Origin of the sequence: Streptomyces sp. NPDC005963 (assembly GCF_040638655.1) — a bacterium.
GTDB lineage: Bacteria > Actinomycetota > Actinomycetes > Streptomycetales > Streptomycetaceae > Streptomyces.
Genome location: NZ_JBEXVD010000007.1, coordinates 1 through 21,978, shown reverse-complemented (window position 1 = coordinate 21,978; position 21,978 = coordinate 1). Strand labels below are relative to the sequence as shown.

The window sequence follows — 21,978 nt, the reverse complement described above, 5'->3', positions numbered from 1 at the left end:
TTAGAAACCGGACCATATGGCCAGTTCTGCTTATGCGGTCTTGCTGCTCGGCGGGCGTGGCACGCTCTCCCGCTGGTCGGCGAGGAGGGTGACGAGGGGTCAGGCTCCGGCTGCCGGTGGAGAGGTCGGGGGCTTCGCCGGCGGTTCGGGGAGGCGGTCGCCGCGGGCGTCGGAGCGTGGAGTCTGGTGATGGCGAGGGGGCGGGCGAGACGTGCGCCGCGACGGGTGGAGGATAGCTGCCAGAGCTATGACGGGCGGAACGGCTGAACCGGACTGGTTCAAGTCCAGCTACAGCGGTAGCCAGGGTGACAGCTGCGTGGAGGTGGCCATCGTAGACGCGGCCGTTCACGTAAGAGACTCCGGGAATGTGGCGCGTCCGGGCTTCGCCGTCGGTCACGACGGGTGGGGGCAGTTCGTGCGGTTCGCGGCGGAGCGCTGATATGCCGAGGGGCGCCCTCCGCTGGGTAGCGGGCGGCACCCCTCGCATGGCCCGGCGGTCAGCCGTCCCGGCGGGCCGGGTGACGTGGGCCCTGACCCGGGGGTGGGGTGAGAGTAGACCGGTAGGTGCCGGAGTCGCTCTCGTCGAGCGGGGTCTCCAGGGTGAGGCCGGCGACGGCCATGCGGTCGTACTCGGCGAGGATCAGGTCCTTGGTGCGGTAGGTGCCGTGGGCCGCCTCGTCCTTGCGCTTCACGATGGGAAAGGTGTCGAGGATGTAGGACACGTCGTCGCGGGTGATGCCGTAGAGATGGAAGAAGAGGGCGTCGAGTTCGGCGCGGATGATGGCGCGGCGGCATTCATCCCAGTGGAAGGGGGTTCCGGTGTCGTCGAGGTCTCGGGCGAAGGGAGCCATATCGTGTGCGGTGTAGGTGAGTTCGAGGACGCGGGGGGTGACGATAGCCGAATGGCGGGCGACCGCTTCTGGCGGGAGGGCTGGCAGCTGCTTCCAGATGAAGAAGTTCATGGAGGTGCCGCCTACTTTCTGCCGACTCGCGAAGTCGTACACAAAAGAGGACAGGCAAGCGATCAGCCCCGCCAGCTCTGAGGGGGAGCGGTCAGCGGTCATAAGTGGCACTTTGTTACCGGCACTGGCCTTAGGGAAGGCAAATGAAATCGCGGTGCGTTCGTCCGTGGCGCGGCAGATATCACGCCATCCGACCAGCCAGTCGCGAGTCCAACCGCGATTCGCCAGCCGCTGGCGTACTCCATCTGCTTTGAGCTCGGCCCCGTGTCTGTCGACGGCGCCGGTTGGAATGCTCTGCTCACTGGCCCAGTACCGGGGAAGCGCCACAGTGTCAGGGGCTTGCTTCTCAGCAATCGAGAAGTCGCGAGTCTCCCCCTCGTCCGTGTACGTCGCCCACCTGTGGTCGTAGTGGTGCAGCATCTTCGCTTCGTACAGCGGCAGCAGTCGCTCCTCCCCCCGCACCAGCACATTCCCTTCGAGTCGCCAGCCGTCCGCGAGCATCGAGTCGAGGGTTTCGCCGTTGGAGGCGGATGGGCGGAAAAGGTGGGAGTCGTGGGACATGTCGAACATGCGCAGGAACGACACGCCCCACGGGTTGCCGTTCGCCTTGTCCGACTCCTTGAGGAGGACCGGCACCCGGCGGTAGATGCCGAGGGTGATCTCGGCGTCGCGGCGGCTACGGAAGACCGGGCAGGTTCCGGTGTTGGGGTTAAGGAGGGTGATCTCCTCGGGGGTGAGGGTGAAGACCTTGTCGGGGGCCTCCAGCTCCGCTGGGTCATGGGCGAAGAAGGCGAATCGGGCGGCTGGTTCACGCAGTGAACGGCCTGCGAGGGACAGCACGCAGAACTTGAACGAGCGGTGCACGCCAGGGAAGAGCGGCTGCGCGTTCTCGAAGTCGAACAGCGCCGTCAGCGACCCCTTCGCCACCAGGTCCTTGAAGAAGTACTGCGTCCGTGCGTCCGTCGCGATACCCGTCGGCACGATGACACCGGTACGCCCCCGACCGCCAGTCAGGATGCGGTCGGCCTCGGCGAACAGTGCGTACAGGTTGAGGTTCCCCTGCCCCGTCAGGGGATAGCGGCCGGAGATGCGCAGGAAGTGGCTCTCGCCGTACACCCTGCGCTTGGCGGCCTCGTACTCGTTGAACAGCCCAACGGTGTCGAAATCGTCCCCGAGTGCCTGGATCTTCTTCTTCCGGGCCGCCGTGTTGTTGGTCGCCGCGATGTCCGGCGCACGTACCGCGAAGAACTCCGTCTCGGGGAAGTTGATGCTGTCCCACGGCGGATTACCCACCACCGCGTCGAACCCCCCGGCCCACCCCGTCGCCGGATCGACACCCGTCCCCGACTCCGGGACCGCGAACACCTCCGGGAACTCCAGATGCCAGTGGAAGAACCGGTACCGCTCGCTCAGCGCGAGCACCTCCGTCAGCGTCGTGTCGTTCACCGCCGCCGTCTCCCCGGAGAGGAGGCCCCGTACGACGTCGTGCGTCGGCGCCTCCGGCGCGCCCGGCTGCTTCGGCCAGACGAAGGCGGCGCACCACGCGTCCGCCGTCTCACGGTCGCGTGTGTAAGCGGTGGAGCTCACGTACGCCTTGTATGCCGCCTCTTGGGCGTTGACCTCACTGAGGTCGTCGGACGGAGCGTTGGTGATGCGGCTGAGCTGGGCCGCGAGACGTGCGTTGCTCGGCACCGTGACCTTGGACTCGGCGAACAGATCGCCCTGACCGCCGCGCTGGGCCTTGTTGCGCTTCTTGAGCGCGGCCGCGTACTTCTTGTCGTCGCCCTCGATCGCGTCGAACGCCTCGTCGGGCACCCCGCCGGCGAGGAGTGACGGTGTCGTGCCGAGCAGCGCGTTGCCGTGCCGGATGTGCGCGTCCAGGAACCCCAGCGCCTTCCCCGGCTCCATCGCCTCCAGCCACAGCGACACCTTCGCCAGCTCCACGGCCATGGGGTTGAGGTCGACGCCGTAGATGCACCGCGCCACGACCTCCCGCAGCGCGTGCCGTACCGCATCCACCGTCGGCTCCGGGTTGTGCTCACGTACCGCCGCGACCCGCTTGGCGATCCGTCGTGCCGAGGCGACCAGGAAGTGTCCGGAACCGCAGGCCGGGTCGCACACCGTCAGGCCGAGCAGCTCCGCGACGATGTCCTCGGCAGGGTCGGGGCGTCCGCCCGCCGAGGCCCGCTGCTCACCGCGCTTGACCGCGTCGTCGATGACCGGGTCGAGGGTGGTGTCGAGGAGGCACTCGATCAGCGACGACGGGGTGTAGTAACTGCCCGTTGTCTTACGGCTGTTGCCCGCCACCTCAACCAGCTCGAACGATCGGTCCGTCGCCGAGTGCTTCGGCTCCAGTTCGAGCAGTGACTCGTACACCGAGCCGAGTTCCTCCGCGTCCAGATGCCGGTAGTCGACGGCCCGCCAGCGCCGTGCCCCCGGGTCGTGGACCTGCGCCAGGTGCCCGACGGCCTTGAGCAGCGCCTCGTTGGACAGCTTCAATCCCTCCAGCGGCGCGTCCGCGTCCGTAGGCGAGAAGAGCCCGCCGAGGCCGGGCAGCCCCAGCTCGGGCCGTCCGCCCTCCGTACCCAGTGCGTCGAGTACGAGTCGCAGCGCCTGGTACTGGTCGCCGTGCGCGGTGCCCTGGCGTCGCCGGGCCCGCCTGCGCAGCCGGTCCGAGGAGAAGTACCGGGAGTACGCGTTCTTGGCGGCCTCGTCCGCAGCCGGGTCGAGCAGCGCGTCCCGGTCCTCGGCGACGAAGACAAAGAGGAGCCGGTAGACGAGCCGGAGGAGCGCCTTCTGCAGCGCCTTGGGGTCGGTGTCCTCGCGCAGCCGCATGTTGTCCGGATGCCGCAGGAACCCCGTACCGAGCACGGTCAGCGCCTGCTGGACACCGAGCCGCAGCTGGTCCAGGGCGCGGGCACCGGAGGTGACGGCCTCGGTCCGCCACTTCTCCAGCCAGCACCCGGACGGTGCCGCCCCCTCCGCCACCTCGAACCGCGACGCGTGCAGCACGCAGTACAACAGCACGAACTCGCTGAACAGCTCACCGTCGAAGATCGCCTCCAGGTCGAACTCGACGTAGGCGGCCGTCGCGAACGACGACGAGTCGCGCAGGAGTCGCAGTGTCCGACCGTTGGTGAGGACCGCCCACAGGAGGGCCTCGGTCCGGTTGAGGCAGTCCTGGACGAGGGACTGCGGCGGGACCTGCCCGGCCGCCGGCCGCTTGTCCGGTTCCTGGTTCCAGGGGATCAGGTGGAGCAGTGCGGGCCCGTGGCGGTGCGAGATCCGGAACCTGGTCTCCGTATCGGAGCCGGCGCGGATTCCCTCCGGGCCGACCTCCGTCAGCGCCCCGAAGTCCAGCTTGCGGAAGAGCTGGGAGAGCCAGTCGGAGGAGGCTCGGCCGGTCGGGTCGGCGGCGGGCGCGCCGGTCGCCGGATCGGCGGGCAGCGCGGCGCGCAGTTCGCGCCAGAGCGGCTTGAGGTACTCCCAGGCGCGCTCGGCCTCGTCGCGGACGGCGACCGAGCCCGGCAGCCCGTAATCGGCGGACTTGGTGCCCGGCAGGTTCCGTGCCTCGGCGATGCGGACGAGCATGTCGCCGGGGAGCAGTCCGCCGACGGTGGTGACGGCGGTGAAGGCCGGTGCGGTGCGGGTGGCGGCGGACATCAGGCTTCGGCTCCGGTCACGGTAGAGGTAGCAGGGACGGATACGGCGGCGGGCTGCTGCGGCAGATACACGTACACGCCGAGGACGTCGGCGGGCTCCTGCGGGACGACCTTCAGGCCGCGGACGATCTCGGCACGGTCGCTGGTGTCGGCCTTCCGTACCCGGCGGTGCGAGGCGTCGAGGTCGGCGGCGAGGGCGACACCGTAGTCGGTGATGTGACCGGACAGTTCGGGGAGTCCGTCCAGGGTGCGGGTGATCTGGTTGCGGGCCAGCTGTTCGTGGGTGTTGGCGGCTGCCCGTGCCCCGAGGAGCGCCGTGGCCGCGTCGTCGTCGAGCCAGCGGGCCCGGGACGGCAGGCCCTCGAAGGCAAGCAGCCGGGCGTCCTCGGCGACGATCTGCCGCTCCCCGGTGCGGGACGGCAGCGTCAGGTGGAAGCGGTAGCGGACCAGGAGCAGGGTGGTGCGGATGGTGACCGCGTCCGTGGTGACGACGCCGCAGCGGCGGGCCGGGCGCGGGCCCGGAGTGTTCGCGTCGAGGGCCGAGTCGAGGACGTACGAGGCGAGCGCGCCGACCGCCGGGTCGGTGCGGACCAGGGCCGCCTCGCCGCGCCCGATCGCCGGGGAGGTGCGGAACGGGATCTCCCGGTCCTCCTCCACGATCCGTCCGCCGAGGACCGCCGCGAGAGAGTCGCGCACACCGGCCGGCGTACCGCCGACCTGCGCGGCGAAGTCGCCGGAGCCGTGGCGGCCAGTGGGTGTCGCGGTGCGAACCTGGGCGTCCAGGTCGCGCAGCGCCTCCAGGACGAAGTCGCGGACCTCCTCGGAGCCGCCGAGCGCGGCCCGTACGGCGGTGACCTCGCGGGCCACCTCCTCCGGGTGGATGGCGCGCTGCGCGTACTTCGAACGGGAGGTCCGCTCGCGCTCGGCGGCAGAGTTCCACTCTCGTTCCATCCGGTCCAGGGACTCCTGGTGGCCGTCGAGGTCGAAGAGCCCTTCCTGGGTGCCCTGCCTGCCGTGCAGGAGCAGCCATTCGACCACCGCGTCGGTGACGCCCGAGGCCGTCTCGTCCGGGACGGAGACCGAGATGCCGAGGTCCTTCTTGATCTGCCGGTGCTTGGCGAAGAGGACTTCGAGGACCTTGCCGTCGATGCCGTTGTCCTCGCCGAACATGGTGATCACCCGGACCTGATCGCGCTTCTGCCCGTACCGGTCGACGCGGCCCTCCCGCTGGTCGTGCCGGGTCGGGTTCCACGCCAGGTCGTAGTGGATCACCGCGTCGAAGGCGTGCTGGAGGTTGACGCCCTCGGAGAGGCAGTCGGTGGCGATCAGGACCCGGCGGACTGCCGGGTCGTCGCTGTCCTCGGCGGCCAGCTTCTCGATACGCTCCAGGCGCTGCTGGGGGGAGAGCGTGCCGGTGACGGCCGCGATCCGCGTCTTCGCGCCCAGCTTCTTCTCCAGGTGGGTCGCCAGATACTCGGCTGTGGGGATGTAGCGGCAGAAGACGATCGGGCTGTAGCCGTCCGCGATCAGCGACTTGAGATGAGCGGTCAGCGCCTTGAGCTTGGCGTCGGACGCCGGACCGTACAACTCGGCTGCACGCGAGGCGAGTTCACGCAGTCGCGGGTCGCCCTGCTCGCTCTCCGCCGCGCCCGGCGCGACGTCCATGCCCTCCAGCCGGTCGCTGTCCGAGGAGTCACGGGTCAGCGGGGCGCCCAGGGCGTCCGCCTCGACGGCGGTCCGGGCGGCGGCCGACTCGGAACGGGTCTCCAGGGTGCGGGCTGCGGCGGCGGGCGAGGACACCATCGACCGGAGCAGCGCGATCACTGACCACCAGGCGATCCGGGCCTCCCGCTTGCCCTGGCGACCAGCGGTCTCCACCCGATCCGCGGCGTAGGCGATCGCGTCGTCGAGCAGCGCCCGGTAGGCGGGAGTCAGCTTGTACGGTTCGTCCTTGGTCCACCGGTCGGAGGGGAACGCGGTCCGCTCGACGAGGGAGTCGTCGGCGAGACCGTCCTCCTTGGTGAGGTACTGGCGCACGTCGGCCCGCTTACGGGCGACGAAGTGCTCGGCGAGACGGGCCCGGCCCGCCGGGCTCTCCAGATCGACCGTGGCCAGGTCCGGCCGGACGAGACCGAGCAGATTGCGGAACGCGGACTCCTTGCCGGAGTGCGGGGTGGCCGTGAGCAGCAGCAGATGCCGATCCTCGTCAGCGGCGACCCGCCGCAGCAGTTCGTAGCGGAGCTGGCTGGTGGACGAGGAGGCCGGGCCCTGCGCTTCGTCGGCCGCGACGCACGTGTGCGCCTCGTCCACCACCACCAGGTCAGGACAGTGCCGTACGAAGTCCTCGCGGTGCCGGGTCGACTTGATGAAGTCCGTCGAGATGATCGTGAACGGGTGCCGGTCGAAGAGCGACTGCCCCAACTCCAGGCCGCGCTCCAGTCGCGACACGGTGGAGGCGAGGACCAACTCGGCGTCGATACCGAACTTCTCCCGCAGCTCCCCCTGCCACTGCTCGGCGAGCGAGGGGGAGCAGAGCACCGCGAGGCGGATCGCCTCGCCCTGCGCGAGGAGCTCCTTGACGATCAGGCCGGCCTCGACGGTCTTGCCGATGCCGACGTCGTCCGAGATCAGCAGCCGTACGGTGCGCTGCCGCAGCGCCATGAGCAACGGCACCAGCTGGTAGGCGCGCGGCTCCACGGCGATCGACGCCAGCGCGCGGAAGGGCCCGGCCCCGGAACGGAAGCCGATCCGCAGCGCAGTCCGCAGCAGGCCGGCCGCCCGTTGGTCACCCAGGTCGGACGGGCTCGGCGCCGCGAACTGGGCGGGCCGCACCTCCTCGAAGGCGGGGAAGACCGCCGCGACGTCGTCCTCGCCGCCGCCCAGCGGACGCAGCACCAGCATGCCGGAGGCGCTCTCGGGGAGCACCACCCATTCCCGGCCGCGGGCGTTCACCAGCGAACCGGCCGTGTACGTGGGGCTCATGGGTCTCTCGGTTCCTTCGAGGTCGGCGGGGTGGAGTGGTCGGGGTGGGACCGGGGCGGTGAGCGTAAGGATCGACGCGGAGAACGGAACGGTCAACGGGTCTGGAAATACATCGCGTTGTCGTCCACCACGGCGTCCCAGTCGGATCCGGCCCGGAAACGCAGCACGTCCCAGCCGGCCTCCTCCAAGCGGTAGCCGGCCTCGCGGTCCCGGGTGGAGTCGGCGCCGTGGTCGGGAAGGTCGACGAAGACCGCGAGATGGGCACCGTCCATGCGGAACACCAGATCCGGCTTGGCGGCGGCCTCCGGAACCAGGACGTCGACCTCGTCCGGCAGCCGGTAGCCCTTCGCCTTCAGCCAGCCGAGGAGATCACCCGAGGCGATCAGGGCTCCGAGGTCGGCCTCCAGCGGAGTGGGCGCGGCGGGGCCATCGCCGTCGGCCCGCGCGGGGTCGCCGGATTTGGGCGCGGCGGCTGCCGCCAGCCGGTGGAACTGCTCGCTCTGGGATTCGCCCCGGTCCTCGCGTTCGGTCTCCGAGCCCGCGAGGCGCAGCAGCAGCGAGCGGGCCGCGTGGCGGCTTAGCAGGCGGTGGTGGGTCTGGTTGCCGTACGTCAGGAGACAGGCGTAGCAGCCGCGGGCGCACTTCTCACCGCCCTCGGGACCGCCCAGGTCCTCGCCGGTGTCCGGGTCGAAGTGGCAGATCTCCAGGGCGGCGCGGGCCGCCTTCGCCAGCGCCCCTCGCTCCTGTCGCAGCCGGCGCAGCACACCGGCTCCGCCCTCCGCAGCCTCGGTGAAGAGCAGCCGGCGGCGCGGTCCCTCGGGGGGCGGCAGGAGTTCGGCCGTCAGCTCGGAGTCCTCCAGCTCGAAGGCGGCCTCGATGCCCCGCTCCAGGGAGTACAGGACGGAGAACGCGACCGGCTCGGGCAACGGCTCGTCCAGCGTCGCCACCAGGATGTTCCGCCGGTCCTCCACGTACGGCAGGACCCGTTTCCGGCGGCGCTTCTCGTTGCCGTGCTCGTCGACCACCGGCATGCCGGTGCCCTCCACGGCGTCCGCCGCGGCCCGGTCGTTGAGCCAGCGGCCGTCGCCCAGGTCCAGCCAGTAGCCGTCCTGCACGTCCTCCTTGTCGCGGACCCGGCCCAGGTTGGTGATCCGGACCGTGGCCGAATCGCCGTAGTCGAGGGCGAGGACGGCGGCACCTCCTCCGTCCGTCACCTGCGAGGTGAGACGGCCCTTGCGGATCCCGTGGTCCTGGAAGGCATACGAGGTCTCCAGCCGGAAACCGGCCCGACGCCGCTCCTCCTCATCGGAGGAGATCCGCTCGCGGGGGGTGGTGTACACGGTGTGGAGATGGATCAGGCCGGTGCGCTTTCCGGTCAGCTCCGTACGGCACATCGCGCAGCGGTCGAGGCCGGGGCGGACCGGGTGGTGGTAACCACAGGTGTCGCAGCGGCGTGCCTCCGCCGTCGCGAGATCGCCGGAGGCATCCGGCGGTAGCTGGATCCGGGTCACCTGGTAGCGGGCGCCCTCGTGGTAGATCAGCGCACCCGGACCGAACTCGCGGATCGCCAGGAACCGCGGACGCTGGAGGTAGTCGCCGTCGGCGTTGCGCCGGTTGCCCGAACGCGGGATGTACGCGGCCAGCGGCAGGCGCGGGAAGCTGTAGCCGGGGAGGAAGCCTTCGGAGGCCAGATAGCGGTAGGGGTTAAAGTCGCTCATCACCGATTTGTTGTCGGTTGAGCGGTTGAGCAGCAGATTGGTCTGCGTCTCGGCCTCCCGGCGGCGGGTGCGGGCGCGGCCCTGCTCGCCCTGGCTGAGAGTGTGGTCCACCACTCGCTTGTTCTGCTCGTACTGGTCGAGCACGGCGGCCCTAAACAGCTCACGCCACCGGTCGAAGGACTTGTCGAACCTGTCCGCGGCCCGCTCGATACGGTCCTCGATCCACTCGTCGTACCACCAGGTCGTGTCCTGGAAGTCCGAGATCAGCGGCGCGAGCACGTTGTGCGCGGCGGTGACCGCGCGCCGCCGGGCCCCCTCGTCGAGCGACCTGTCACGGATGTGCGTGTGCAGCGGCAGCACCATCCGGGGATCGGGCCGGTCCCCGCTCTCCGGGTCGTACGCCACGTCGACGATGTCAGGTACGGCCGTACCCAGCTTCATCTCGGTCTCCGCCAGCCAGATGCTCTGGACGTGCGAGCGAACCAGGTCTTCGTTGGCGAGATCGAGGCGGGGCGGCGCGACCTGTCCGGAGACCATCGCTTCCGAGCGACGGAAGTAGTACTGGTCGTGGCTGTTACCCGTCGCGCAGTACGTGGTCACCAGCGCCGGCTGCCCCGAACGGCCCGCACGGCCGGAACGCTGGGCGTAGTTGGCCGGGGTCGGCGGCACGTTGCGCATCATCACCGCGTTGAGCGAGGAGATGTCGACGCCCAGCTCCATCGTCGGCGAGCAGTAGAGCAGCGGCAGTTCGGCCGTGCGGAACTCCTCCTCGCGCAGCAGCCGGTCCTCCGGCGGCACCTGCGCGGTGTGCTCGCGGGCGTAGAGCCCCGCGAGCTCGGTTGCGGCGTCACGGTACAGATCACGGAAGAAGGGGTTGACGCGCGGTCCCTCGCCGTGGTTGTAGGTGCGGGTCAGCGGGTCGATCGCTCCCGTCTCCCCATTTCCGGCCCGCCACACGATCGCGGCAGCCGACACCCGGTACCCGGTGCGCTTCTCTGCCGCCCGCCGGCGGAACGCCGGCCCCGAACGCTCCGGGGCCGCCTCCACCTCGCGCACCAGGTCGGCGTCGCGGAGCACGGTGAGCAGGGTCTCGATCACCCCCTGCACATCGTCCTGCGGGGCCTCGCGCAGTGCGGGCACGTTCCGGCGCAGATACTTGCCGAACTTGCCGCGCGGCGAGAGGAACAGGGCGGTGCGCTCCATGCCGGGCTTGGAGCCGTACGGGTAGGCCGTGCCGACATTCGGCTTGTCGCTTTCACTGAGGACCCAGGGGCCGGTCAGCCGCTCCTCGCTGGCGCCCTTCAGAGCGTCGAAGTCGTCCCGGAAGTACTGCACATCGATGGCCAGGCCCCGGCGCAGGAAGTCCAGGAGAGTGCGGGCGATCTCTGCACGCAGCTCCGCGTCGATTTCGCTGAGCACCGGGTGCGCCGACTCCCAGCGCTCGGCGTGGGCGGCTACCCAGGCCAGATCCTCGTAGTCGATGCGCAGTAGGCCCGTCTGCTCCAGGTTGGGCATGGTGATCCGCCAGCCGCGCTCCAGGTCGCGGTAGAGGCGGTAGCCGACGACGTCCCGGAAGGTCTTCGTCGCCCGGCGTTCCATGGACGGCGGCTGGTCGGCGACACCTGTGTACTCGCGCGGTGCAAGGCCCATCACCTCCGTCACCGCCAGAGTCAGGTCGTCGTGGCGCACCCCCTCCTCACCGGAGCGCACGACCGCGGCGTACAGTGCCCCGCGCAACTGGGTGACCTGCGCGAAGTCGTTGAAGTGGCCGGCCTGCAGTGAGGCGTCCTGACGGTTGTCGACGAAGGTGAGAAGCTTGCGGGCCTCCTTGTCCAGGCTCTTCTCCGGCACCGCGCGCAGCGACTTGAGGATGGACGCCGAGATCAGGGAGGTGGCCGAGGAGCGGCCCTCCTGGTCGAGCGTCGCCAGCTTGGCGAAGTCACGGCCGCGGGTCTGCTCGTACGACACCTGGCAATGCACACAGAACAGGAACGGCGCCGGGACGAACGCCGCCTCAAGAACCTTGCCGCTCTCCGTGCTCTCCGTGCCGAGGGGATCGACGACGACGCGCCTGGGCACCCGCTCCCGGTAGGTCTTCTTCACCACCGTCAGACCGTTCGCGTCCTGCTCCAGCCAGGACTCCGGAATCCGCCGGTCATCCACGGCCCGCTGCGGATCGGCGGGCCAGACGTAGTCCTCGTCCGGCACCCCGATGTACAGACAGCCCTCGCCCTCGCGGCCGCCGGAGGCCGAGGTGCCACGCCGGGGCTCGTAACGGAAGACACCGTCACGGCCCTCGGTGCGCCACACCGTGAGGTACTCCTGACCGCACTCCCGGCAGAACGACAACGGGTACAGCGGCATACCGCCGCTGCCCGGCTGTTCCAGCTGGAAGGTACGGGTCAGCGGGCGGGTGAGCGGGTTCTCCAGGGTCGTGTACACGGTGTCGCCCTTGGAGAGGAACTGATGCAGGCGGAAGGCGAAGAGGGGCCGCTCGGTCACCGGGTGCTTGGCCTGGGAACCAGCCTCCAAGGTGGCGCGGATCGCCTCCCGGACCTGGTCGGCGGGGACCCCGGAGCCGGTGGACAGTTCCTCGGCGGCGGACTCGATGGTCCGCGGTGCACAGCGGCGCAGCCGCCCGGTATCCGGCTCCTCCTCAAGACCGAACCGGGACTCCACCCAGCGGGCGAGGGGGTCCCGGGTGAGTGCCTCGTACGCGCGGGGCGCCGCGGGCATCCGCAGCCGCTCGGGGGGAACGGCCGCCGGGGGCTGATCGGTGGCCCTGATCAGCGTCTCGCCGATCACACGGGTGGGCAGCACTGTGGTGCCGAAGAGCCGGCCCGCGACCCGGGCGACCTCCCGCCGCTGGTCCTCCCAGGTGCCCTCGGTCGACATGGTCGCCGAGGTGCCGACGCACTGCAGGTTCTGCCCCGCACGGCATGCCTCGCGGACCCGGCGGATCAGCAGCGCGACGTCTGCGCCCTGCCGGCCCCGGTAGGTGTGCAGCTCGTCGAAGACGAGAAACTGCAGGCCTTCGGCGTTACGGATCAGACCGTCGCGGTCGTCCGGCCGGGTGAGCATCAGTTCCAGCATCACGTAGTTGGTGAGCAGGATGTCCGGCGGATTCCGGCGTAGCTCCTTGCGCCGCTCCTCGTCCTCCTGGCCCGTGTACCGGGCGAAGGTGACCGGCTCGCGGCCCTCCCCGAAGCCGTGCCGGAGGTACTTCTCCAACTCCTTGAGCTGGGAATTGGCCAGCGCGTTCATCGGGTAGACGACGATCGCCCGTACCCGTCGCGGAGCCCCCGGAGCGGCCGTGTCACGCTCCTTCAGCACCTGGTTCACGATCGGCACGATGTAGGAGAGCGACTTGCCGGAACCCGTGCCGGTGGTGAGCACGTACGAGTCGCCTTGCTGGGCCGCCTCGATCGCCTCGCGTTGATGGCGGTGGAAGGTAAGCGGCCGGCCGTCCGGACGGCGGGCGTCCTCCTTCTTGCCGGCCTGGAAGATCTCGGCACAGCGGGGATGCAACAGCCCGTCCCTGACCAGGTCGGTGACCTGGCCACCGTCGGCGAAGAACGGATTCAGCGAGAGCCAGGGATCGGGCCACTGCGACTTCGATGCCAGGTCGTCCTCGACGAAGTTCTCGATCCGGGCGTCACGGATAACGGTGGCGCTCCGCGTGAAGCTCTCATACTCCTCGATCAGGTTCTTGTGGATGCCGAAGACGTCCATGGTCTCCGGCAGGCGGGGCGAACGGCGCGGTACCGGGGTCGGCTTCACGGCGGCGGGCTGCGGCAGGTCGGTGCGGAGCCGGGCCACTGGGTCCATCGCCGTCCACTCCGGGGCGAGCAGGTCGACCGTTGCATCGGGGGCGAGCGCGTGCGGGATCAGGGCCTCGCGGATCAGGGTGGCGTTCTCCGGCCGGTTCTCCGGTTCCTTCTCCAGGAGCCGGGAGATCAGGCGCACCAGGGCGTGCGGTAGATCGGGCCGCACGATGGTCAGCCGCGGCGGCGGGTCGTACTGGTGCTGCACGGACAGCTCGTAGGCGGTCCGCGCGGAGAACGGGGGGCGGCCGATCAGCATCTCGTAGAGGACGCAGCCGAGCGCGTACAGATCGGCCGCGGCGGATACCGGCTCGGCGCGGAACTGCTCGGGCGCCATGTACCGTGCCGTGCCGACGCTCACTCCGGTGCTGGTCAGCCGTGTCTGGGTGGGGTCGTCGACGATCGAGCCCATGCCGAAGTCGAGGATCTTCACGGTGCCGTCGCGCAGCAGCATCGCGTTGGCTGGCTTTAGATCGCGGTGGACGACGCCAGCCGTGTGCGCGGCGGCGAGGCCGGACGCGATCTGCGCCCCGATCGCGGCGACCCAGGAGACCGGGAGCTGTGGCTCTTCATCCATAAGCAGGCCCAGGGTGTGGCCGTCGAGCAACTCCATTGCCAGATAAGGGAGACCGCTGGCACCCGGTGCGTCGTCGACACCGCCTGCGATCAGATGGGTGAGGTTGGGGTGACCCTGGGAAAGCATGCGCATGATCTTCACCTCGCGGTGGAAGCGCCGTGTCTCCTTGTTCCCCTCCGCAGCCTCGATCAGCAGGCCGGTGCGGTTGCGCAGCACCGTCTTGAGCGCCACCTCGTACTGGGGCGAAGCGGGTGCGGCTTCCAGGTCCACGGCCCGGTGCACCTCGCCCATGTTTCCGCGACCCAGGTCACCGGTAATCCGGAAACGTCCACCGACCTGCTCCAGTGCCACTGCTGCTCCCCGTCACTCGCGTCGTGGTGGAAGGTATCTAGCGGGAACTGTACACCAGGAGTGAGGTTATGAACTGTGAAGTACCCGTTGACTGTGTCAACAGTCTCCAATTGTGACTGCGGTAATGAAATGGAGGCGGTTGTGGTTGTCGTTTCGGTCCATGAACAGCGACGGTGTGTCAGATGGCCTGCGGGCCATGGCTACGTTTCTGGCCGGCCTGCGCCGGGCGGCGGTAGGCGGAGGGTGCTCAAGGCTGCGCTCCGGGTGCAGGTGAGAGCGCCAGTCCTCGGCGGTCATGCGCAGTAGGGCAAACGGGGGAAGCTCGGTGCCGGCGCGGCAGGCAGTGGTGCATACCGAAGTCGACCCTTCAGCCTCTTACACAGTTGCACGGCCTCATGAGGGAATGAGTGCGACAGGGGGAGTTCCCGGATGCCGCGGTGAGTTGTTGCTCGCGCAATACAGGGACAGCGAGGGGCAAGTGTTGCTGAAGCACGAGCGTCACCGGAGTCATCCGGTCACCTCGAAGATTTTCTCCTAGGCACACAGGGCGTCAGGGGAGCGGAGAAAGTCGGTCGCTACCGGGGCTGGCAGCCTCAGCCGAGACTAGATGATCGATTCCAAGGGGTAGCTGTATGGACGCGAGGGTGCCCACTCTCAGTTTGTGACGACCGAGATGGACACCCTCGCAACTGCACTGTACGTGCGGGTCGATGACCTTTTGAAGGCCTCGCCGCATCTGGCTCCGTGGCGGCCGCGAGTGGGCCTGGAGCCGAAGCTCAGCGACGCGGAGCTGGTCACCCTGGCGGTGATGCAGGTCCTGCTGGGCTTCGCCTCAGAGGCACGCTGGCTACGCCATGCGCACGCCCACCTGCGACATCTCTTCCCGTACCTGCCCCAGCAACCGGGCTGGAACAAGCGACTGCGACGGGCGGCCAGCCTGGTCAAAGCGGTCTTGCGGGAGCTGGCCACCGACACCGTCCTATGGATGGACGACGTGTGGATCGTGGACTCCACGCCCGTGGAATGCGGCCGTTCCCGCACGACCGCGAAACGCTCTGACCTGGCCGGATGGGCCGAATACGGCTACTGCCCCAGCCACTCGCGATTCTTCTGGGGCTTGCGCCTGCACTTGATCTGCACCCTGCACGGCATGCCCGTCGCGTTCGCTCTGACCGGCGCGAAGGCCGTCGAACGCGAAGTGCTGCTGGACATCCTCACCGTCGAGCCGGGCCTCCTCGCCGACCGACCCGGGCAAACTCTGCTCGCGGACAGGAACTACTACGGCCGCGAGTTCGAGCGGGATCTGGCCGGCCTGGGAGTCCTGCTGCTGCGGCCGGCCCGCAAAGGCGAACCCGAACGGGCCGGAACCGAGCTGTTCAAGCCGCTACGACAGCTGATCGAGTCGGTCAACCAGACCCTGAAGGGCCAGCTCGACCTGGAACGGCACGATGGCCGCACACCCGCCGGAGTCACCGTCCGCATCCTGCAACGACTCCTCGCCCTGACCGCCGCAATCTGACACAACCACAAGACTGGCGGACCCGTCATCCGATCACTGACCGCCTACGACCACTGACCTCGGAATCAATCATCTAGACGGCAGCGCAGGCCGCCCGGGGCGCCATGCCCGAAGCATTCGGCGCGGCTACTGGGTTAGGTACCAGGTGACTGCGGCCGACATGCCGCTGAAGAGAAGGGCGACGGCCCAGCGTGGCGGGCGCTCTACTCGGAGATAGAGCAGGCCGTGGAGGTAGATCTCAATGACAGCCCGCCGCTCTCCACTTCGGGTGCCGCGGGTCACCACGGCCACGTCGCCCGGTGCAGTGCCCGCCGCTCATACGCCAGATCGCTGCGCCGGTCGGCGCGCTTGATCCTGCTGTAAATCTCGGCCGAGCGCTGTAGCCGCGCCTCCCTGTGGGGGCGCCCCAGAGCTTCCCACGCCGCGTCCCAGGCAGCCACCGCCGCCAGGCCCGCACCGCATGTGCGCACGATCGCGAGCACAACGTCGCGACGCGCACTGCGCTCACCACGCAGTACAGCGCCCAGCGTGGACCGGCGGAGTATCCCGCTCCTATCCCGTCGTGTCAGCTCCCTCTGGGAGAGTCCAGCGGAGTCGATCAGCCCGGATAGGGCCCTGATCAGATCGCTATAACTGGCGAGCCCATCTGGGGGGCCTCCGTCCTCTCGGCACGCGCGCCCCTCCCGTCTGATCGCATCAGCGTCGGCCCACATACGCATCACCATCGGCACCTCGACATCGAGGCGCATCGCGATTGCCTCGATCAGGTGCCGGGGAGGGATCGAGCTGGCCGAGAGAGCGCGCGACACCCTTGATGGGTGACACCGGATCATCACGGCTACCTGACCTTGGCTGAGCCCGCGCTCCCGCATCCGCGACCGCAGCACTGCGACGACTCTGCGCACCAACGGATCCCACAGTTCCCGCGTCCCATGAGTACTCACTCTCGCGACTCCATCCCCCGGATCGGTATGTGGCAGCAGCGTGCCGCGCCATCCTCGCTGCGTCCAACGCAGATGTCTGGCGATGTGCACTGGTGGCCACACACCCCCTCTTTCTAGGAGGGGCGTAGCTATTTCCCCAGGTCACAGCCCCTCACTTGCTTCTCGTGCGATTCAGAGCGACAGCCTCGGCAGCCCACTGGGGACTCAGAACAGGCGGTCCAAGTTTGGTGAGGGCAGGCGGTTTGCCGTTGGGGGTGTCGAGGGCGGCGGCATGGTATCGAACTTGTGTCCTATTCGTCTGACCTTGAGAAGCTGCGGTTCCTGCGGCGGGTGCAGCTTCAGCAGCTGGCCCAGACTGACCGCTGGATCGAGGCGGCCAGACGGCGCGCTCGGGATGATGCAGCCCGTGCGGCGCGGGGGGCGGCCATGCCCGAGTCGGAGCCGAAGACCTGGAGGGCCTGCGTCCCCGCGGATGCGCGCCAGACGGTGGAGCTCCACCGAGCGGACTGCCGGGTCGAGCACCCGGAACTGGAGACTCGCGACATCACGACGACCGAGGCGCGGAAGCTCGGCGAGATGGGTGCGGAGATGTCGTGCCCGCAGTGTTGGGCGGGCGAAGCGGCCCGTAGCTGTGGCCGGGCACAGGCGCTCGGGGTCCGCCCGCCTCGTGCTAGCTGGTCTGGCGCTTGGTCTGACGCTATCTCGATTGGCTTCGTGCGTCTCTGAACTAGGAATTCATCCTCGGCCCTCTGTTGTCCGCCAGGGATTCGGGGTCGGAGCCGTGCCTTCGAACGTGCAGAGCTGGCTGAACGGCGTCGAACCAGTGAGCTTGAGTGGATTCGGACACGAGACGCGAACTACCTCGCAGGGTGGTTTATGTTCGCGATTGCGCCTACTTAGGTTGGTGGGAAATTTCCGTCGGGAGGATGTCGGTACGGAGCTACGACATGGGGGTTTCCGATGGACAGACTGCGACATTCCCTGGGGCGAGTGAGAAAGAGTTCTATTGCGGTGGTCACTGCGAGCGCGGCGGTCACGGCGTTGGGCCTGATGCCTGGCGCCGCCCACGCGGCTGACAACGACAGGCTCACGACCAGCACGGCAGGGGCGGCGGTTGGCCTGACGGTCGACTGGACCGGCCCCTCCTCTTTCACCCTCCGCAACGTCTACCTCAAGGACACCGGCAACGACGGGGAATCCGTCTACTTCTATGTTTCCTATCCGGGGTGGTGGGACTTCAAGCAGCGCTGGAACAAAAATGGATACAACACCACGGTCAGCTGGGTCAGGCTCCACGGCAGCATTCGCGGGGAAATCGCACGCCTTAAGGTGAAGGTCTGTCGCGACAAGATCAGGGACAACTGCAAGCTATCCCGCGCGTCGGATAACCCCTACGTCCACTGATTCAGGCAAGTACGACCGTGTGGATGTGGCGCTCTCATCGGAACGCAGTGCCGTTCCCATCGCTCACGACATGGCGTTTCGAGCCCGGCCGGCCTGCCTCGGTCGACCGGGCTCGGTCGGCTTCTCCTTTACTCGGCTGCGCTGCGCGGGGTCGGGTCTCAGGAGTGAGCAGCGGACGCAGGCTAATCTGAACTTCGCGGTTACAGAGCGGCCTGTCGAGTCGCCGGTGCCGGGGCAGGGTAACTGGGCATCTCGGGACTCCGGTGATCTTTCACCATGCCGCGTCCGGTGCCATCTCTGCGTAGTACTCGGCCTGTAGGGCGGCGTGGTTGTCGAGGTAGCCCCCTACGGCGCTGTAGAGCATCCAGCCTGCATCGTGTAGGCGGCGGCAATCGGCGTCGAAGTCGATGGTCTGCTGGTTCGGCCGAGCTTGCGCCACTCCTTTGCCCTTGCCGCCCTTGACGGTGCTGTATCGGAAGGTCTGCCCGTTCTCGTCGAGCTGGTGCAGCCAGTCGAGGGTCTCCTGCGTCTTTTCGGGGATGCGATTGTTTGGGGCCTCCAGGAGCCGGCCTAGGTACTGGTTCAATCGGTCCGCTAGGTGCCCGATCGCGTGCGATGCGTTGACGAGTTTGTCGGGCTCGTCGGACGACAGATCGACGCCGTTGCAGCGCAGGCAGTTCGCCGCCAGGCGGATGCACGCCTTGAGGGATAGCTCGATGCTGTGCCGGTAGTTGTTGTAGATCGGGACCGGCAGTGCGTCGTTCGTACCGCTGCGGATCCAGTGACTGGCGAGAATGTCCGCAGCTTGCAAGTAGCCGAGAGCTATGTCGAAGTCGTCCTCGTGGATGCCGCCGATGACAGCGGTGTTTTGCCAGTTCGGGCGCCGTGGAGGCAGTCCGGATAGATCGACTGGGTCGTCCAGTGCTTCGTTCACGGTCCCAGGGTGGCTGGCTCGCTAGGCGGCGCGCGCCTCATTTTCGTTCGCTGCTCGGCCCCTTGATGGGCTGCGACGTCAGTGGCCGGCGTGGCGATCTGGTAGACCGTGCCCTCCTCACGCGCTCACTAGACTGTCTCCGCGCACTGTTCCCCGTCTCTACGGGGCTTGGCAGGCTTTTCGCCGGCCCTGCTATCGCGGCCCGCCCCCTGCCTCAAAATCGCGCGGGCGGTCTTCGGGGCCGGTCCCCAGGGGCGGCGGGGTGGGGCGGTCATGCCGGGGATCGTACGGCTCCGTCCGGAGCCCCGGGCGGGGCGGGCAGAGTAGAACGTGCCGGAGGCGGCATCCTGTGGGGCCGGATTCCGAGGTTCAGTCCTTGTCGTTTCGGATGATGCCGCCTGGCACGTGCGGGTCGAATCGGCCGGCGCGCATGGCTTCGATGCATTGCAGGACACGGGCGAAGGACGTCAGCCCGTACGTGATGTATCCCGTAGGTGAGTCCCCGGAGGCGCCTTCACGCTCGATGGGAACGCCGTCCATGATTGCCCGGTACGTGTCACGCACCTCGTGCTCGGGGTGATCTCCGATCCACGCCATCTCGACATCCACCGCGAACTCGTTGGCGGACGTGCACGTGTACTGGTTCCATCTTTCTACAGGTTTGGCCGGGTCGAGCGCGGCGATCGTGTGTACCTGCTCGATACAGCGCTCGTAGATGCGGGACAGCTCGGCGCTCAGATCTTGGCTCATCAGGCTTCTCCCCCTCGCGCGCCGGACCGTCCGGCGACTGGTGAACCCTGCCCGTGGCCGCGGTGGAACATTCGCCTCGCCTCATACGCGATCCAGCGGCCCGAGGAGGCGGAATCGGTCGGCTAACCGCCGCTGGCCGATCGGTCGTACTCGCCGGTGTCGAGCTGGCCAACTTCGCACCGCGGAGGTGGCGCCTGCGGGAAGGCGGGGAAGTCCACCACGAAATCTTCGTCACCGCCGAATCCCTCACGGACGGCGCCGAGGAGGTCTTCGGCTACCTGTTGCACGAGGGTGCGCACGCAATCTGGGAGGCCCGCGGCGTGAAGGACTGCTCCGTCAGCCAGTACCACAACAAGGAGTTCGCCAAGGCAGCCGCGGAGCTGGGGCTTGTTCAGAAGCAGAATCTCAGCGCCTACTGGAAGAAGAAGTACGGGTTCGCGGATACGACGTTGGGGCCGGAGGCCAAAGAGACATACGCGCAGCAGATCGCTGCGCTGGACGGGGCGACTCGCGCGACCCGTGTGCGCGAGTTGGGGGGCGGTCGCGAGGTGGCGGCGGCAAGGGCAGCACAGCCGGCGGCGACCCCGACGAGGTGGGTACCGCCGCGGACGAGGTGCCTGAGGTGCAGGAGAAGGAAGACCGCAACTACGTCAAGGCCCAGTGCAAGTGCGCTCCGCCTGCGGTCATCCGGGTCTCCCCGAAGCCCCTGGCTCGTCGGAGCATCCTGTGCAGCGAGTGCCAGGCCGACTCTGCTCTGGCAGCGGCCGACTGAGCGATGGGGCGCATGGCCCCGCGCATCACGTAGGGAGGGGCTCGCGCCGAACGGGTGCGGGCCCTCCCCTTTTTGCGTTGCGTACGGCGAGCTTGCGGCGCTAGCAACCCGATGGTGTATGCGTGATGCCCGTCGACCGTCATCGCGAGGAAGCGGCAGGTCAGTTAGGCAGTTCGAGGATGCGGACGTCCGAGCTGAGTTCTGGATGTTCGGGGTTGCGCGGCTTGCCCCCGAACCTTGCACAGTGCTCCCCGTGACGGAGAAGCAGCCGCCCTCCGAAGTGTCGGGACCGGCCCTTGGCGGCGTCCGCGACACAAGGCGCTGGCACTTCCTTCTCCGCCCAGCGTGTAACCCCCGCCAGCCTGACTTGAGGAGCGATCATCAACAGCCAGACCTCCGACACGACCGATGCCCCGGAGCCTTTCCTGGGCCTGACCCGCGATCAATTGTTCGGCGCATGGCTCGGTCTCCTGACCCTTGCGGCCGTCTTCTATCTCGCTACGCAGCATCCGTCTATCACGGCAGCTGTAGGACGGCACGTGAACGTTTCCCCGGCGCCCGCCTTTGCGGTGGGACTGGGCTGCCTCATCGCCTACTGCGTGTACCAGCACGACAAGCCGCCGAGCACCGTCGAGGCGCCTCAGCCGAAGGGGCACATGGGCATGGCCGTCACTGCGGGTGCGGCCACGGTGACAATTTTTGCGTTGCTGCTCGGCGTAGACGACAAGCAGGAGCCGACGAATGCGGAGCCCCGCCCAGGAGTTAGCGCATCGCCTTGAACTGCCCAGCGAGCCGCGCGCAGGTGGCCCGTCGGATGGCGGAGGCCCTGGGAACCTATTCGTTCCCAGGGCCTCGTCCGGCGGTCCCCTGGAGGAGGGGATTACCGGAGCCCGCTTCGTTGTGCGGCTGCATCTGGCCTCAGGCGGCGAAGTGGTGTCGGCGGTCCGTTCGGAGGCTTGGGGATCTCGGTGCCGGGCCCAGCGGGCGGCGGGCGTAGTTCATCCTGGGAAGTTTCCTGGGGTACTGAGTTCCTGGGGAAGCGGGCCGGGCGGGATGAGGTGGAGCATGGCTGTTCCATCCCAGCCAGCGGTGGCGAGGAGGTGCCCGTCGGGGGAGAACGCCACCCCGAACACCGAGCCCTCATGGCCGGTGAATTGCCGGGACAGCCGGTAGCGGTGATTCACCGGCGTTTGGTACGGAGGGCTTCGGTAGAGGAGCGGTGGCCGGGGTTCTGGGCTGCGGGAGGGGAGCTTGTGGCTGGGTGAGTGCTGCCGGCGCTCCGGGCTGCGGGGGGGTGCCCCTATGGGTTTCGTCAACCTGTGGGGGTGGGTTGGGGGTCGTAGAAGGTGCCGTCGCGGAGCATTGCGAACAGCACGTCGGCTCGGCGTCTGGCGAGGCAGAGGAGGGCCTGGGTGTGGTGCTTTCCCTGGGCGATCTTCTTGTCGTAGTAGGTCCTGGACGCCGGGTCGGCCAGGGCGGCGAATGCGGACAGGAAGAAGGCCCGTTTGAGCTGCTTGTTTCCGCGGCGGGAGGGTTGTTCGCCGCGGATGGACGAGCCGGAACTGCGGGTTGCCGGGGC

The 21,978-nt window shown here is 68.5% G+C and carries 14 protein-coding genes; 5 read left to right on the top strand and 9 right to left on the bottom strand.

Translation table 11 applies throughout. The features are described 5' to 3' along the window. Positions 1-247: 247 nt before the first annotated feature. Positions 248-439: a DUF397 domain-containing protein gene (locus tag ABZ348_RS12930; RefSeq protein ID WP_358932595.1), complete on the top strand. Its 192-nt coding sequence runs from the start codon at positions 248-250 to the stop codon at positions 437-439. A gap of 58 nt (positions 440-497) precedes the next feature. Here ABZ348_RS12930 and ABZ348_RS12925 read toward each other — a convergent pair whose 3' ends face one another. From ABZ348_RS12925 to ABZ348_RS12915, 3 genes are all read right to left on the bottom strand, one after another. Next, positions 498-4,625, bottom strand: a complete 4,128-nt coding sequence (locus tag ABZ348_RS12925) for an N-6 DNA methylase (protein ID WP_358932265.1) — start codon at positions 4,623-4,625, stop codon at positions 498-500. After that, positions 4,625-7,606 carry a DEAD/DEAH box helicase gene (locus ABZ348_RS12920; protein WP_358932263.1) on the bottom strand — a complete coding sequence of 994 codons (2,982 nt, stop codon included), beginning with the start codon at positions 7,604-7,606 and terminating at the stop codon, positions 4,625-4,627. Before ABZ348_RS12920 ends, ABZ348_RS12925 begins: the two co-directional genes overlap by 1 nt. 92 nt (positions 7,607-7,698) lie before the next feature. Beyond that, positions 7,699-14,076 (bottom strand): protein kinase, encoded by a 6,378-nt coding sequence (locus ABZ348_RS12915; protein ID WP_358932261.1) that lies wholly within the window; start codon positions 14,074-14,076, stop codon positions 7,699-7,701. Between the two features lie 661 nt (positions 14,077-14,737). Between ABZ348_RS12915 and ABZ348_RS12910 the strand changes: the two genes are divergently transcribed. Continuing rightward, positions 14,738-15,595 carry an IS982 family transposase gene (locus tag ABZ348_RS12910; RefSeq protein WP_358932259.1) on the top strand — a complete coding sequence of 286 codons (858 nt, stop codon included), beginning with the start codon at positions 14,738-14,740 and terminating at the stop codon, positions 15,593-15,595. A gap of 278 nt (positions 15,596-15,873) precedes the next feature. Here ABZ348_RS12910 and ABZ348_RS12905 read toward each other — a convergent pair whose 3' ends face one another. Next, a complete protein-coding gene (locus ABZ348_RS12905) occupies positions 15,874-16,482 on the bottom strand; it encodes a helix-turn-helix transcriptional regulator (protein WP_358932593.1) in 609 nt (202 codons plus the stop codon). Between the two features lie 1,068 nt (positions 16,483-17,550). Here ABZ348_RS12905 and ABZ348_RS12900 point away from each other — a divergent pair. After that, positions 17,551-17,943, top strand: a complete 393-nt coding sequence (locus ABZ348_RS12900; protein WP_358932257.1) for a hypothetical protein — start codon at positions 17,551-17,553, stop codon at positions 17,941-17,943. Positions 17,944-18,214: 271 nt separating this feature from the next. Here the strand turns inward: ABZ348_RS12900 and ABZ348_RS12895 are convergent, their stop codons facing one another. The 3 genes from ABZ348_RS12895 to ABZ348_RS12885 all read right to left on the bottom strand — a co-directional run bounded on the left by ABZ348_RS12895 (position 18,215) and on the right by ABZ348_RS12885 (position 19,926). After that, entirely contained in the window at positions 18,215-18,877 is a 663-nt protein-coding gene (locus ABZ348_RS12895; RefSeq protein WP_358932255.1) for a hypothetical protein, read from the bottom strand. A 369-nt stretch (positions 18,878-19,246) separates the two neighbouring features. Further along, positions 19,247-19,627, bottom strand: coding sequence for a hypothetical protein (locus ABZ348_RS12890; protein WP_358932253.1), 381 nt, complete (start codon positions 19,625-19,627; stop codon positions 19,247-19,249). A 122-nt stretch (positions 19,628-19,749) separates the two neighbouring features. Next, positions 19,750-19,926 carry a hypothetical protein gene (locus ABZ348_RS12885; RefSeq protein WP_358932251.1) on the bottom strand — a complete coding sequence of 59 codons (177 nt, stop codon included), beginning with the start codon at positions 19,924-19,926 and terminating at the stop codon, positions 19,750-19,752. A gap of 323 nt (positions 19,927-20,249) precedes the next feature. Between ABZ348_RS12885 and ABZ348_RS12880 the strand changes: the two genes are divergently transcribed. Together ABZ348_RS12880 and ABZ348_RS12875 are read left to right on the top strand one after the other, a co-directional pair. After that, on the top strand, positions 20,250-20,399 hold the full coding sequence (locus tag ABZ348_RS12880; protein ID WP_358932249.1) for a hypothetical protein: 150 nt from the start codon (positions 20,250-20,252) through the stop codon (positions 20,397-20,399). Between the two features lie 539 nt (positions 20,400-20,938). Further along, positions 20,939-21,178, top strand: a complete 240-nt coding sequence (locus ABZ348_RS12875; RefSeq protein WP_358932247.1) for a hypothetical protein — start codon at positions 20,939-20,941, stop codon at positions 21,176-21,178. A 219-nt stretch (positions 21,179-21,397) separates the two neighbouring features. On the opposite strand, the gene ABZ348_RS12870 is transcribed toward ABZ348_RS12875, so the two are convergent. Beyond that, a complete protein-coding gene (locus ABZ348_RS12870) occupies positions 21,398-21,583 on the bottom strand; it encodes a WD40 repeat domain-containing protein (protein ID WP_358932245.1) in 186 nt (61 codons plus the stop codon). A 128-nt stretch (positions 21,584-21,711) separates the two neighbouring features. After that, a partial coding sequence (locus ABZ348_RS12865; protein WP_358932243.1) for a transposase occupies positions 21,712-21,978 on the bottom strand: 267 nt, incomplete at its 5' end.